Annotated in this window: 16 protein-coding genes; 13 read left to right on the forward strand and 3 right to left on the reverse strand. The window is 41.7% G+C overall.

The window, feature by feature from the left end:
• The first annotated feature begins 118 nt into the window (after window positions 1–118).
• Both HC643_RS22300 and HC643_RS22305 read left to right on the forward strand, forming a co-directional pair.
• The gene (locus tag HC643_RS22300) at window positions 119–703 is read left to right on the forward strand and encodes a PAP/fibrillin family protein (protein ID WP_038078447.1); all 585 of its coding nucleotides are present in this window, start codon (window positions 119–121) and stop codon (window positions 701–703) included.
• Window positions 704–724: 21 nt separating this feature from the next.
• Entirely contained in the window at window positions 725–916 is a 192-nt protein-coding gene (locus HC643_RS22305; RefSeq protein WP_137986125.1) for a hypothetical protein, read from the forward strand.
• 185 nt (window positions 917–1101) lie between these two features.
• On the opposite strand, the gene HC643_RS22310 is transcribed toward HC643_RS22305, so the two are convergent.
• Window positions 1102–1293, reverse strand: a complete 192-nt coding sequence (locus HC643_RS22310) for a hypothetical protein (protein ID WP_050045290.1) — start codon at window positions 1291–1293, stop codon at window positions 1102–1104.
• Window positions 1294–1412: 119 nt separating this feature from the next.
• Between HC643_RS22310 and HC643_RS22315 the strand changes: the two genes are divergently transcribed.
• From HC643_RS22315 to mdh, 4 genes are all read left to right on the forward strand, one after another.
• Entirely contained in the window at window positions 1413–1625 is a 213-nt protein-coding gene (locus tag HC643_RS22315; RefSeq protein ID WP_038078410.1) for a photosystem I reaction center subunit IV, read from the forward strand.
• A gap of 157 nt (window positions 1626–1782) precedes the next feature.
• A complete protein-coding gene (locus HC643_RS22320) occupies window positions 1783–2655 on the forward strand; it encodes a DNA-formamidopyrimidine glycosylase (protein WP_038078412.1) in 873 nt (290 codons plus the stop codon).
• 403 nt (window positions 2656–3058) lie between these two features.
• Window positions 3059–3274 carry an NAD(P)H-quinone oxidoreductase subunit O gene (gene ndhO / locus HC643_RS22325; protein ID WP_038078414.1) on the forward strand — a complete coding sequence of 72 codons (216 nt, stop codon included), beginning with the start codon at window positions 3059–3061 and terminating at the stop codon, window positions 3272–3274.
• Between the two features lie 87 nt (window positions 3275–3361).
• Window positions 3362–4342: a malate dehydrogenase gene (gene mdh, locus HC643_RS22330; RefSeq protein WP_038078449.1), complete on the forward strand. Its 981-nt coding sequence runs from the start codon at window positions 3362–3364 to the stop codon at window positions 4340–4342.
• A gap of 3 nt (window positions 4343–4345) precedes the next feature.
• Here mdh and HC643_RS22335 read toward each other — a convergent pair whose 3' ends face one another.
• A complete protein-coding gene (locus tag HC643_RS22335) occupies window positions 4346–5983 on the reverse strand; it encodes a cyclic peptide export ABC transporter (RefSeq protein WP_038078416.1) in 1638 nt (545 codons plus the stop codon).
• Window positions 5984–6140: 157 nt separating this feature from the next.
• Between HC643_RS22335 and HC643_RS22340 the strand changes: the two genes are divergently transcribed.
• Together HC643_RS22340 and HC643_RS22345 are read left to right on the forward strand one after the other, a co-directional pair.
• On the forward strand, window positions 6141–7640 hold the full coding sequence (locus tag HC643_RS22340; RefSeq protein ID WP_038078417.1) for an ABC transporter permease subunit: 1500 nt from the start codon (window positions 6141–6143) through the stop codon (window positions 7638–7640).
• A complete protein-coding gene (locus HC643_RS22345) occupies window positions 7633–8367 on the forward strand; it encodes an amino acid ABC transporter ATP-binding protein (protein ID WP_038078419.1) in 735 nt (244 codons plus the stop codon). Before HC643_RS22340 ends, HC643_RS22345 begins: the two co-directional genes overlap by 8 nt.
• Before the next feature lie 673 nt (window positions 8368–9040).
• Here the strand turns inward: HC643_RS22345 and HC643_RS22350 are convergent.
• Window positions 9041–9949 carry a LysR substrate-binding domain-containing protein gene (locus HC643_RS22350; RefSeq protein WP_038078421.1) on the reverse strand — a complete coding sequence of 303 codons (909 nt, stop codon included), beginning with the start codon at window positions 9947–9949 and terminating at the stop codon, window positions 9041–9043.
• A 186-nt stretch (window positions 9950–10135) separates the two neighbouring features.
• Here HC643_RS22350 and trpB point away from each other — a divergent pair, with 186 nt between their 5' ends.
• The 5 genes from trpB (at window position 10136) to HC643_RS22375 (ending at window position 14470) form a co-directional block, all read left to right on the forward strand.
• Window positions 10136–11476, forward strand: a complete 1341-nt coding sequence (trpB, locus tag HC643_RS22355) for a tryptophan synthase subunit beta (protein WP_038078423.1) — start codon at window positions 10136–10138, stop codon at window positions 11474–11476.
• Window positions 11477–11513: 37 nt separating this feature from the next.
• On the forward strand, window positions 11514–12341 hold the full coding sequence (gene trpA, locus HC643_RS22360; RefSeq protein ID WP_050045287.1) for a tryptophan synthase subunit alpha: 828 nt from the start codon (window positions 11514–11516) through the stop codon (window positions 12339–12341).
• 229 nt (window positions 12342–12570) lie between these two features.
• Complete coding sequence (locus HC643_RS22365) at window positions 12571–13737, forward strand: cysteine desulfurase family protein (protein WP_038078426.1); 1167 nt, start codon at window positions 12571–12573, stop codon at window positions 13735–13737.
• A gap of 117 nt (window positions 13738–13854) precedes the next feature.
• The gene (locus HC643_RS22370; RefSeq protein ID WP_237265926.1) at window positions 13855–14211 is read left to right on the forward strand and encodes a nucleotidyltransferase family protein; all 357 of its coding nucleotides are present in this window, start codon (window positions 13855–13857) and stop codon (window positions 14209–14211) included.
• The gene (locus HC643_RS22375) at window positions 14198–14470 is read left to right on the forward strand and encodes a HepT-like ribonuclease domain-containing protein (RefSeq protein WP_050045286.1); all 273 of its coding nucleotides are present in this window, start codon (window positions 14198–14200) and stop codon (window positions 14468–14470) included. Before HC643_RS22370 ends, HC643_RS22375 begins: the two co-directional genes overlap by 14 nt.
• Window positions 14471–14511 lie beyond the last annotated feature (41 nt).

Here is a 14511-nt window from a genome sequence, read left to right on the forward strand (position 1 = left end):
TCCGACAAAATTATTTCTTGAAAGGGTTAAGAGTCACAGTAAATTTGTTTTTAGTGTGATGCTATACATTGTTCATCAATATGTTCTCAATACTGATGTTTTTGAGGTGGAATTAATTATGCTAGGAAAAGCAGATCTCTTGGAAGCAATTGCTGGTAAAAATCGCGGTCTTATTGCAAACGAGCAAGATAAACAAGCCATTTTAATTGCAATTACAAAATTAGAAGAGCTCAATCCCACACCCCGTCCAGTTGAAGCTCCCGATTTGCTGGATGGCAACTGGCGACTTGTATACACCACGAGTAGAGCTTTACTAAATATTGATAATTTACCCTTATACAAGCTCGGTCAAATTTATCAGTGTATACGCATACAAACTAACAGTGTTTACAACATAGCTGAAGTTTATGGCTTGCCATTACTTGAAAGCATTGTCAGTGTTGCTGCAAAATTTGAGCCTGTTTCAGGTAGGCGCATCAATGTCAAATTTCAGCGATCGATTGTTGGATTACAACGTTTATTAGGTTACACTTCCCCAGAAACTTTCATCCAACAGATAGAGGCTGGCAAAAAATTTACCGCTATCGATGTTGTGCTCAATAGCAATGAACAACAAGGGTGGTTGGATATTACCTATCTCGATAACAATTTGCGTATCGGCAGGGGCAACGAGGGTAGTGTATTTGTTTTAGTGAAAGCATAGGAACTTCCAAAAATAAAGTGTTTGCGACCATCGAAAATACGCGATCCCGAAGACGTTGTCAAGGAGGGTCTCACCCATTTCATCCTGGGGACGCAGAGATTAGTCGGTACAATTACGGTGATAGGACAAATGGTAGAGCGCGATCGGCAATGCGTTGTGAAGTTAGCGTTGTGTAGAGAAAACTTAGAGTGGCGGATTCCGCCGTTAGCATAAGCTCCTCGCCCAAACTGAGTTCCCAACTTCCGAAAGTTCCTCTGAATTCCATAACTGGTGTTGCGATTTTACCTATATCCCGCTACCACCGTTAAGTATCAGGAGAAATCATTTCGTGACGTTCCTTGGGTGTGATTGCCCCTAGTGTTTTTGTCCAAATGCTTTAAACGATAGATGGCTTTAAGCTAACCCTGTAGACGAAAACCAATCAAAAAAGTTTCTTGGGCGTTGCGACTTCCTATCAAGCAGTCCACAACTACGTTATAGAAATCCACACACAACGTCTGCCAATCTGGATAAAAATTTTTTTTGTTAGCCAGATGGGGAGATGGGGGAGATGGGGGAGTGGGGAGAAGAACGGATCGCGAATAGCTCATCCTCAATCCTCAATAGACAAATAACTTAACAAAACGCCTGCAAACGACCTTAAACCTGTAGAGTGAAATCAATTAGCCTAATTTAGATTGGCGATTGATAACTAAAAGGGAAGAAACTCATGGTTCAACGTGGTTCTAAAGTTCGTATTCTCCGCCGCGAATCCTTCTGGTATCAAGATACAGGAACCGTGGCATCTGTTGACCAAAGCGGTATCAAGTACCCGGTCATCGTCCGTTTTAACAACGTAAATTACGCTGGCATCAACACTAACAACTTTGCTGAAGAAGAATTACTTGAGGTCGAAGCTCCTAAGGCTAAGGCGAAAAAGTAACAGCTACTTGCCAGCTATGATGGGGTAAAGGGGGACAAGGGGACAAGGTGGACAAGGAAGACAAGGAGAAAATTTCTACTTTGTCTACCCCCTCTCCCTTGTCTCTCTTTTCTCCCTCTACCCCTTCCCCCTGCTCTCCTTAAGGCTTACCAAACAGATGCCCGAATTGCCTGAAGTTGAAACAGTCCGACGGGGCTTAAATCAATTGACTCTAAACCAAAAAATAACGGGTGGAGATGTGCTCCTTCATAAGACAATTGCTTACCCGTTCTCAGCAGAAGAATTTTTAACGGCAATTCAAGACAGTACGATCGCAACTTGGCATCGTCGCGGGAAATACTTACTAGCGGAACTCACCTGCTCCAGAAGGGACAAAGAAGAAAATTCTACTACCTCTTCTCCTGGCTGGCTGGGAGTCCATTTACGAATGACCGGTCAGCTATTGTGGCTGCATCGAGATGAACCATTGCACAAGCACGCAAGAGTCAGATTGTTTTTTCAGGGCGATCGCGAACTGCGTTTTGTAGACCAGCGTACCTTTGGTCAAATGTGGTGGGTACCTCCAGGTCAAGCACCAGAAAGCATCATCACTGGTTTAGCAAAACTAGCAATAGACCCCTTTTCTCCTGACTTTACTGTAGATTATCTAGCAGGCAAACTCAAAAATCGTCACCGCCCCATCAAAACAGCACTCCTCGATCAATCAGTCGTCGCAGGGCTAGGTAACATCTACGCAGATGAAGCTTTATTTTCCAGTCGAATACTTCCAGACACCTTATGTACGGATTTGCAGCGAGAGCAAATCGAACAGTTGCGCTTGTGCATCATTCAAGTCTTAGAAACCAGTATTGAAGCAGGTGGTACAACTTTTAGTAACTTCCTAAATGTCAAAGGCATTAACGGTAACTACGGTGGTGTTGCGTGGGTATACAACCGCACTGGAGAGCCTTGTCGGGTTTGCGGTACTGCAATTCTACGGACAAGATTAGCTGGTCGTTCAAGTCATTATTGTTCCTACTGTCAAAAATAATTCCAACTTGAAACAAGAATGCGACAGGTCGTTGGGTGAAATTGAGCCACAGCAAGGTTTTCTCAATGCAAAATCTCAAATCAAAACTCCAACACAGCTTTCTCAATCCAAGATCCGAAATCTAAAATCCAAAACCCTATAAGTTATTCAAAATTCAAAATTTCAGATATTGCAATCCAATTGCCAGCAACTTAATGTATAAAAATTAAAAGTACACTCAACCAATACCATGTAACCAAAAATCTCAAAATCTCGATAAATGACGAAGATTGCAGATAATTCTTGAAATTTATCTGCGTACATCTGCGACAGTTTGCAGTTTAAATTTTATCTTTACAGAATAAAAACTAGGCACGAGTTAAAATCCTTAATAAAACAGTGTACAAACTCAAGAGGATTCCTCATGGCTGTCAAAAAAGGAGACATGGTTCGTGCTGTCCGCGAAAAATTGGAAAACAGTTTAGAAGCACAAGCCAGTGACACGCGCTTTCCTTCCTACTTATTTGAAACCAAGGGAGAAGTCGTCGATCTCAAAGGTGACTATGCCTTGGTGAAATTTGGGAAAGTGCCAACACCCAACATTTGGTTGCGTCTGGATCAACTTGAGGACTTTAAGTAAAGCTATCAGCATCAGCTAGCAGTACATCACTGCTAGCTCGTTGCTGGTGGCTGTGCATCAACCACTAGCAAAAATACCTTAACTATGATGAGCAATTCCCCTTCCTTCTCAAAGATATGTTGTTCGCCTCGCGTCACCGTTATCGGTGCAGGTAAAGTTGGGAGTACCCTAGCCCAACGTATTGCAGAAAAAAATCTGGCAGATGTTGTCTTGCTAGATATCGTCTCAGGAATGCCTCAAGGATTAGCACTAGATTTGATGGAGGCAAGGGGAATTGAACTCCACAACCGACAGATTATTGGCACAAATGACTATGCCGATACTGCTGAGTCTGATGTTGTTGTTATCACGGCAGGTTTTCCCCGCAAACCGGGTATGACTCGAGATGACTTGTTGCTAACAAATGCGAAGATTGTCGTGGAAGCAGCTCAAAAAGCACTTGTGTACTCTCCCCACGCAATATACATAGTTGTGACAAATCCCTTAGATGTGATGGCTTATTTGGCATGGCAAGCAACTGGATTGCCCCGCGATCGCATTTTGGGTATGGCTGGTATCTTAGATTCATCTCGCTTTCAAGCCTTCATTGCTATGGAGTTAGGTGTTTGTCAGCAAGATGTCAAAGCAATGGTTTTGGGGAGTCATGGGGACTTGATGGTTCCTTTTCCCCGTTACTCTACCGTCAACGGCATTCCTATTACAGAATTGTTAGATACAGATACAATTAGACGGTTGGTAGAACGAACCCGTAACGGTGGTGCGGAAATTGTCCAACTCATGCAAACAGGTGGAGCTTTTTTTGCGCCAGCTTCTTCTACCAGCATCATGATCGAATCAATACTGCTCAATCAATCGCGCTTGTTACCAGCTGCGGCATATCTTGAGGGCGAATATAGTTTAAAAGATATTTTTATTGGCGTTCCCTGTCGCTTGGGGCGTAATGGGCTTGAAAGCATCGTAGAGCTGCACTTGACTGATGAAGAAATCAGCGCTTTACACGCTTCCGCACAAGCTGTACGCAAACAAATTGATAGAGCACAAGAGATCTTTGCTGGCGTGAGGAGATAAGGGCTAATTATTGTTACGGAGTTTCCGATCGTACTCAACTTTACCGTAATCTAATTTAACAATCCGATCGGCTAGGTTAAAATAGCGGTCGTCATGAGTGATAACTACTACAGCTTTTCCTTGGTTTTTTAATTCTGGCAAAAGTTGGGTGTAAAAAATCTTTTTGAACAAGGGGTCTTGATCGGAAGCCCATTCATCAAAAACGTAAATTGCCCGATTTTCAAGATAAGCTGTCAACAGAGCAAGACGTTTCCGCTGTCCTTGAGATAGTGCAGTCGTCGAAAAGGCACCATTGTTGACTTTCACTTTATGGTCAAGTTGAAGTTTTTCCAAATATTCTTGGGTTTGCCGATCGCGACTGCCATTATCTAGACCTAAAAGGCGATCGAATAAGTAAAAATCAGAGAAAATTACTGAAAATTGCTGGCGATACCAATCTCGGTTAGCATCAGTGATGGGTTTACCATCAAAATCAATGCTACCTGTTTCAGGTGCGTATAATCCTGTCAGTAATTTTACTAACGTAGATTTACCACTCCCATTGCCTCCCACAACAAACACTAGTTCTCCTGGGTGTAAAGTCAAGTCAATAGGTCCTAGGGTAAAGTGACTGTCTTCTCGTTCTCCTCGATAGCCATGGGAGACGCCAATGAGTTGTAGCGAATTCCATTTAGGTTCGTGAACTGATGAAATTGCTATTTCAGATTCTGTTGTTTGAGCAACCAACGACAGCCCCAAAGAATTAATATTTTCCAGAGCAATATTAGCTCGGAGTAAATCGGGCAAAATATTGAGTAAGGCGCGTACTGGTGTCAGCATGAAAACAATTGTCAGAGCATAACCCGAACGAACAGAAGTTGGAATCGCAAACACAAGAGGCACAATAAAGAGAAGCAACCCAATCAAAATGAAGAGAGCTACCAACCCCCAAGTTCCTCCAATAGCAAATAAATTCATCGCTCTGATTCTATAGCGCCGAAACTGTTCTGCTGTTGTTTGTAAATCCTCATTCAGAAACGCCTGTCGTCTTTGCTGGTGCAACTTGAGTTCTTTGATTCCCTCCGTTACAGTTCGGAAATGCTGAAAGAGATTATCCTGCTCTTTGCGAGCGTATTTGAGGAAATGCCTGCCTTGATAAATGAGATACTGATTGGAAATAATGCCTATTGGCATAAGAATCAGAGTCAGGCAAAACAATGGTAATGACAACCAACTCAAGTAAGCAAAACAACCTAGTAGCAAAGCGGATTGAACGCAGAGTAGAGAGATAGGAACAGAAGCCTCTGCGATCGCCTGAAGATCCTGCGTTAGTGCTGCTAGTAACCGAGGTATACCAATCTCCTCTACTTGACGCAATGAACAAGCCAAAATACGACGAGTCAAAAGTAATCGCAGCTCGTAGATAACCTGTTCTACTAATTGACTGATAAAAATTTGAGACACTGTTGTTGCAATCAGAAGCAAGCCGCAAAGCCCTAGGAAGCTAATAGCAAGAGCAATCTTTGAGAGATTTGTTCCTTGAAGAGTCAAGTTGATGAGTGCAATCAACCCTGTAGTACTCAAACCACTGAGTAACCCGGCAAACACTGAAAAAACAATATTTTGCCACGAGGTCTTTAGTAAAAGACGAATTAGGTTCATGATGAAGATAAATGCTCTTTAGCACGGAAATATCGAAACTAGTTTTAGTTAAATTTTTACTTGTTATATCAGAGCAATATTGAGTTCCGATTCACCTGAATGGATGATAATGACAACCATTAGAACGATGTACCAATCCTAAATAAACGTGAGTTCAATGAAGAAACGTAAAATATTTCTATTGACGCTGTTAGTTGCAGTCGCGATCGCAGTTACCACCACAATCGGTCAAAGCAAGTTTCTGCATGCAGCCCCGTCAGTTGGCAAAGAAACATTAACAATGATTACTTCCCCTGACTACCCACCTTATGAGTATTACGATACCAAGGGTGGTGAAAGGAAAATTGTTGGCTTTGATATTGATGTTGCTAACACAATTGCCAAAGAACTTGGGTTTAAGCTGCGGGTAATGGAGTCGGACTTTAATGGTTTAATTCCCGCCGTTCAAGCAAAACGGGCTGACTTTGTTATGGCTGGAATGACACCTACCCCAGAACGCCGAAAAAATGTTGATTTTTCTATTATCTATTACGAAGCAAAAGATACCATTGTTGCTCCTAAAGGGAGCAATTTAACTAAACCAGAAGACTTATCTAATAAAACAGTAGGCGTTCAACTTGGAACCATCCAAGAGCAAAATGCTAAGAAAATTTCTCAAAAAGTTCTCAATATAAAATTAAAGCAACTCAACAAAGTTCCTGAAGCCATTCAAGAAATTAAATCAAAACGAATTGATGCAGCAATTGTTGAAGATACTGTTGCCAAAGGATTTGCTCAATCTAATCCAGATTTAGAGTTTCATGTCATTCCTTCAGCCGCCGAGGAAACAGGTTCTGCTATTGCCTTCCCAAAAGGTTCTCCCCTCGTAGAACCTTTTAACAAAGTTCTTCAAAAAATGAAGGACAGTGGTGAATTGAAAAAATTGGCAACAAAGTGGTTTTCCTTAAATACAACTACAGAAGTTGCTTCCTCATCAACACCCACAACTTCACAGGGTTTAAATCTAGACTTTGGTAGAATCGCTCCAGATATTCCCTTTATTTTACAAGGGATACCCATTACTTTATTGTTTACTGTATTATCTGTATTCTTGGGTTTGATTTGGGGAACAGTACTCTCTTTGTTTAAGATTTCTGGGATAGAACCACTAGGCTGGTTTGCTAACGCTTATACCTCTATATTTAGAGGCACTCCACTGCTGTTACAGTTAGCATTGGTTTATTATGCAACACCCCAGCTGACTGGTTATGATATACCGGCATTGCAAGCAGGAGTGCTAACTTTTACCCTCAACTCTGGGGCTTATATGTCAGAAACTATTCGCGGTGGAATTCAAGCGGTTGATAAGGGACAGCGTGAAGCAGCAATGTCTATGGGTGTTCCTTATTGGCTGATGATGTGGGATGTTATTTTGCCTCAGGCTTTAAAAAACATTCTCCCTGCGTTGGTGAACGAAACAATAGGATTGTTGAAAGATTCTGCTTTGGTGTCAACTATTGGTGTGGTGGAAATCTTACGCAGTGCTCAAATTATCGGGGCTAATAAGTATATCTATTTTGAACCCCTGCTTTTTGCTGGCTTAATTTACTATGTTTTGGTTATGGGTTTAACTTTTGGCGCATCGGCACTTGAAAGGAGGTTAAGACGAAGTGAGTAACGCTGTTATTCGTACTGAATTTTTGTGTAAATCCTTTGGTAAACTCGACGTACTCAAAGATATTTCCACAGAAATTTATCAAGGTGAAGTAGTTGCTATCTTAGGTCCTTCTGGCTCGGGTAAGTCAACTTTTTTACGCTGCTTGAATTTGCTAGAACGCCCTACTAGAGGCAGAGTTTACTTCAATGAGTATGACATTACCATGCCAAAGGCAAATATCTCTAAAATTCGCCAACGCTTGGTGATGGTGTTTCAACACTTTAATCTTTTTCCTCACATGACAGTCCTGCAAAATGTTACCTACGCCCCAATTAAGGTTAAGGGGATTGACAAACAGGAGGCAAAAACTAAGGGGTTAGAATTACTGACTAAAGTAGGTTTGGCTGAAAAGGCAGATGTTTACCCTGCAAAACTTTCAGGGGGACAGAAACAACGCGTTGCGATCGCCCGCGCCCTAGCGATGGAACCGGAGATGATTCTGTTTGACGAACCCACTTCTGCTTTAGACCCGGAAATGGTGAAAGACGTACTCGACGTGATGAAAGGTTTGGCACAAACGGGTATAACTATGGCAATTGTGACTCATGAAATGGGTTTTGCTAGAGAAGTTGCTAACCGAATTTTGTTCCTTGACCGGGGATACTTGGCTGAAGATGCGACTCCTAGTGAATTTTTCCAGAATCCTCACTGCGATCGGGCTAAGCAATTTTTGGAAAAGATGCTTTAAGTACCACTTACTCGTGACTGGTGACTGGAGGATAGTCTATCTCTGTCACAAGTTATAATTTCCTAATTTTTCTCCTCTTCTTTACTATTCACTGTTTTCTGAATCATCCATGACTTTTTGCATATTTTTTAGATAACTATCACCATAACTTCATAGTCAATTGCTAAACTAATAACAGCAAACATTCAGTTTGCTCCTCACACCACACCGTGGCTCTCTTGTTTGTCAATGGCAAGAGGGCTTTTTTCTATGAGTATTGGGTCAACAAGCACAATGTTGTTAAGCATTTATACTTGCGGGGTGGCAGTCCTTGTCTGTCTTCTATCTACCCTTGCGAGACTTTTGACTCCTAAGAAAAGAAAAGAAAATTTACTTTACTTTATATTCAGAAAATGTAACTATGCCAGTGGTGGACTGTCGTGCCAAAATATAAGAAATATAATATTTTAAAATTTGACATCTATCTAAAGTAAGATAAATTAGTAGTAGACTTTATGACTTAAGATAAGAAACTTCCCAATCATCAAAAGGATATGATGACAGGGAAGTAAATGTATGTTGTTGTCCAACACTAGTGTTGTCATATACCGATAAAATCCTCGACTGCCTGTAGGTAGATCTTGTATAAAATAATTTTTTGAGCCTTGTGAGATCAACTCTACCAATGGCTGTTTTAAGCAGGCAATGGAACAGTGCAAGAATTTTGTATGAGGGAGGCTAGGTGCAGGAATTCGTGCAGTACTGGAGAGAGATCGTCTTTTCGCCACGCCACAACCATTTCTATTTCAAATGTCTCATCCTCTAACACTTTATAAACGACTCCTTTGCGCTGGAGGTTCTGCATGGAAGCAGGAACGATCGCAACACCTACCCCACCGGCGACTAAGCCCAAGACTGTTTGCAACCACACAGCTTCTTGGACGATATTGGGCGTAAAACCAGCAAGCTGACACAAGTTTATGACCTGGTTGTAAAAACCTTGTCTGGTGTGATGTACTGGCAAAATAAAAGATTCTCCTGCTAGTTTATTTAACGGAATTACACGATCTTTTGCCAATGGATGGGTGACGGGTAAAGCTACAATAACTGGCTCTTTTAACACGGATGTATAGTTTAGACGGTCGCAATCGAAATTTTGTGAGTGTAGAAAACCACAGTCGATTTGGTTATCAAGAAGACTTTGAATTTGATTGTAAGAGTCCATTTCGCGTAAAAGAAGTTCTACATTGGGGAAGCGATCGCGAAATTGGGTGAGGATTTCGGGTAAAACACACTGTGTGGCAGAACTATTGAATCCCACTATTAAACGTCCCACTTCACCCCGACTGACTCGTTGTGCGAGTCGGGTTGCTTGTTCGACATGAGAAAGAATCAAGCGTGCTTCTTTTAAGAATTCTTGTCCTGCACTTGTTAATCGCAAGGGACGCTTGCTACGCTCAAATAGTTTAACCCCCAATTCTGCTTCTAAGTCGCCAATCTGTTGACTTAGGGGTGGTTGGGCAATGTGAAGGCGATCGGCGGCGCGAGTAAAATTCAGTTCTTCTGCCACAGTAATGAAATATCTTAAGTGTCGAAGTTCCATAACCGAAACCACTAAACGGTGATTGGTGAACGGATCTCGCCGATCCCCATAGAGAGCAAAGCATCTCCTAATTATATTTATAAGATATAATCTGCCAACTAATTAAATATTGGACATATACTTTTTTTTCTCTTATGGTAAGTAACAAAGAGGTTTAACTTCTCTACTGTTTATAAGTAGAACTTTATGTATAGAGATATCGTAGGTAACAGAGGGGTTCCACCTTCTCTGCTATTTATAAATAAAAATCCTTGTGTAGAGATGATGTATTTTCACTCGGAATTCTCATCCCCCGATTTATTAAGCCATAATGGTTACTATGGGGAATTTGGAGGCAAGTTCATTCCCGAAATTTTGCATGAAACCTTTGAAGATCTAATTGAAGTATATAAAGCTGCACGTGCAGACCCTAAATTCTGGCAAGAATTTACATTTTTGTTATCTAATTACTCTTGCCGTCCTACACCCCTAACTTACGCAGAAAATTTAACAACCTACTTTGCCGGAGCAAAAATTTTTATTAAACGAGAAGATTTAAATCATACAGGAGCACATAAATTAAACAATGTTTTAGGACAAGCCTTGCTTGCCAAAAGAATGGGAAAAACAAGAGTTATTGCCGAAACAAGTGCAGGTCAACACGGGGTAGCAACGGCAACTGTGGCGGCAAAATTTGGATTGGAATGCACAATATACATGGGGGCTATAGATGTTAAACGTCAATATCCTAACGTTTTCTGGATGCAAAGACTTGGGGCTGAAGTTGTCCCAGTGTCTACGGGAAGTCAAACTTACAAAGATGCCATTAATGAGGCGCTAAGGGATTGGTCTGCTTTTATGGATTCGACCTACTACATATTTGGTACGGCTTGCGGTCCTCATCCCTATCCGGAAATGGTGTCTTGGTTTCAGTCCGTTATAGGGGTGGAAACACGACAACAGATTGTACAACAAACTGGAAAATTGCCTTCTGCGGTCTATGCTTGTGTTGGTGGGGGTTCTAACGCTATTGGGATTTTCAGTGGGTTTCTTGATGACAAGAGCGTTCAGTTAATTGGTGTAGAAGCAGGTGGTAGCGGTTTGAATTCGCACAAGCACGCAGCACGTCTGGCTTCAAAAGATGCAACAGTTGGCATATCACAGGGGTATAAAACTTATTTCCTACAAAACAATGACGGACAAATGCAAGAAACCCATTCCATTGCTGCGGGTTTAGACTACGTTGGTGTATCGCCCGTTCTAGCACATCTGTTAGAACTCGGTCGGATTCAAGTTAGTACTGCAACAGATCAAGAGGTTTTAGATACTCTGAAACTTTGCCTCACTAAAGAAGGTCTTATCCCATCTTTGGAGTCTACTCATGCTTTCGTCCAAGCATTTAAGGACGCACCACGGCTTTCTCCGGAAGATTGTATTGTTATTAACCTATCTGGGCGTGGGGATAAAGATATTTTCACCTTGGCAAATGCTTTTGGCGATCGCTCTTGGAAAGAATTCTTAAGCAACAAAATCGATCAATTAAGTTAATCGCTGGAAATTAATAGATTGAAAGAGGAAATAACTCATGAAAACACTATCACTTACCACTAATGTCACCACAACTTTAGAGAAACGTATTGTGGAGACTCGTCAGCAAAAAGATATATTATTAATGTCTCATGTTGTTCTTGGGTATCCTTCTTTTGATAGTAATAGAGTTGCCATTAATTCACTAGTGAATGCAGGTGTTGAACTGATTGAACTGCAATTTCCTTTTTCCGAACCCATAGCAGATGGACCTATTTTGATTAAGGCAAATCAAGAAGCTGTGGCAAATGGAGCAACAGTCCACGAATGTTTTCAGTTTGCCAGAGAAATTACAAAAAAACATCCCCGGACTCTGTTCTTAATCACTACCTACTACAATATCCTGTTTAAGTATGGAGTCAAGAAGTTTATTAAGTCAGCATCTAAAATTGGTATTGCTGGAGCGATCGTACCAGATTTGCCTCCAGAAGAAGCCACTGAATATGTAGAAATTTGTAAAAACAATGATGTAGCTGCTATTTTTCTATTAACACCTAAAACCCGTTATTCAAGAATTCAACAAATTGCAGGAATGGCAAGCGGAATGGTTTATTGTGTTGCGCGTGCGGGAGTGACAGGCGATCGGACTAACTTCTCTGAAGATTTTGACAGTTACATACAAAGAGTTCGAGAAGCAACCAGTTTACCAATAGGGGTTGGTTTTGGAATTCAAACCAAGGAAGACATTGAATATTTAAAAGGGCGAGTTGATATTGCAGTTATTGGTACGCAAGCTGTGAAATTGTTAGTTGAGAAGGGAGCGCAATCACTCGGCGAGTATATGAGAGGCTTGCGAAGCGAGACCGTAAGTTTTATGAAGTTGTAAGTCGCACCGATTATTTCCTTCTGTATCAGACTCTTTTGTCCTTTGTCTTACCTCGATCCTGTGGCTTTGCCTGGGAATGCCTTTCTTGCGAGGCTCCGCCTCCGTGCTGTTAGCTAAAATCGACTGGTCAGATTAGAGCTTTTTCAAGCCCCCGCATTTATGCGTGGGGTTTCTGACTTTGTGTTACGGTATCGTTGTAAAATTTCGATCTTATATATATTTAACAGATATGTCTACCCGTCCTATATACTTAGATTGCCACGCTACCACACCGATTGATGAACGGGTGCTAGCAGCAATGATACCTTACTTTACAGAACACTTTGGCAACCCTTCTAGCATCGGTCATGTTTATGGATGGGAAGCAGAGGCGGCTGTTAAACAAGCACGGGAAATTTTGGCGACAACCATCAACGCCACACCAGAAGAAATTATCTTTACTAGCGGTGCAACAGAAGCAAATAACTTAGCTATCAAAGGTGTTGCAGAAGCTTATTTTCAAAAAGGACAGCATATCATCACTTTAGCAACAGAGCATAGCGCTGTCCTAGATCCTTGCAAGTATTTGAAAACCTTAGGTTTTGAAATCACAATTCTTCCCGTACAAAAGGATGGACTGATTGATTTAACGGAGTTAGAACAAGCTTTTCGTACTGATACAATTCTTGTATCAGTGATGGCTGCTAATAACGAAATTGGCGTGTTGCAGCCGCTAGCAGAAATTGGTGCAATGTGTCGCGATCGCGGTATCCTTTTCCATTCTGATGCAGCACAAGCAATCGGTAAAGTTCCTTTGGATGTGCAAGCAATGAAAATCGATCTGATGTCACTGACAGCACATAAAGTATACGGTCCAAAGGGTATTGGTGCCTTATACGTTCGCCGAAAAAATCCCAGAGTACAACTTGCAGCGCAACAACATGGTGGTGGTCACGAACGGGGAATGCGTTCTGGTACTTTATACACGCCGCAAATTGCAGGTTTTGGTAGAGCCGTAGAAATAGCTTTACAAGAACAAGCGACAGAAACGGAACGTTTGACCCAGCTCAGACAAAGATTGTGGGAACAGCTTTCTCAGATAGAAGGAATTCATTTGAACGGACATCCTACACGGCGATTGGCAGGAAACTTGAACATCAGTGTTGAAGGTGTGGATGGTGCTGCGTTGCAATTGGGATTGCAATCTGTCATGGCGGTGTCTTCTGGTTCGGCTTGTTCTTCAGCAAAGACTGCGCCTTCCCACGTTCTCACAGCACTGGGGAATTCAGAACAGTTAGCTTATGCTTCAGTGCGATTTGGGATAGGAAGATTCAACACGACTGAAGAAATTGATAAAGTGGCACAACATGCGATTTCGACTATTCAAAGTTTGCGGAAACAGAAATTGTTGGTGTAACTGTAACTTTTATGATTTGGGCATGGCACAAGAGCTAAAAATAATTACAATAGGCATCATTCCAATTATTTGTTGCACCTATTGTCACTTGAAAAATCTGCTGTTCTCACCTTTAGAATGAGTTTAACCCCCAATAACCCCTCACAAGCCACAATCAACATGGCAGGAATAACTACCCAATTACCTATTGAAATTCCTAATGACCAAATTGCGGAAATCTGCCAGCGTTACCACATCCGCAAAGTTTCCCTATTCGGTTCCATCCTGCGGGATGATTTCCGCCCTGATAGTGACATTGACATCTTAGTTGAGTTTGAACCCGGATACACCCCAGGTTTTGCCTTCATCGATATTCAGGATGAACTCTCTATGCTGTTAGGGAGAAAAGTTGATCTTAACACTCCCCAAGATATCAGCCGTTACTTCCGAGATCGAGTACTAGCAGAAGCCAAAGTGCAGTATGTCAAAAACTGATAAGGTACGTTTGCGGCATATACTGGATGCAGCAAATCAGGCAATTGCATTCACACAAGGACGTAATCGCGCTGACTTGGATACCGATACTATGCTGGCACTGGCGGTTGTCCGGCTGATTGAGATTTTGGGTGAAGCAGCCAAAAACGTTTCTCAAGGAACTAAAGACAGCATACCTGATATTCCTTGGCGACAAATTGCTGGAACTCGAGATCGGCTGAGCCATGCCTACTTTGATGTTAATCTTGACATCATTTAGGATATTGTGACTCGCGATTTGCCGCCGCTAGTTGCTAAGTT

The sequence above is a fragment of the Tolypothrix bouteillei VB521301 genome, from assembly GCF_000760695.4.
In the GTDB taxonomy this organism is placed as follows: Bacteria; Cyanobacteriota; Cyanobacteriia; order Cyanobacteriales; family Nostocaceae; genus Scytonema; species Scytonema bouteillei_A.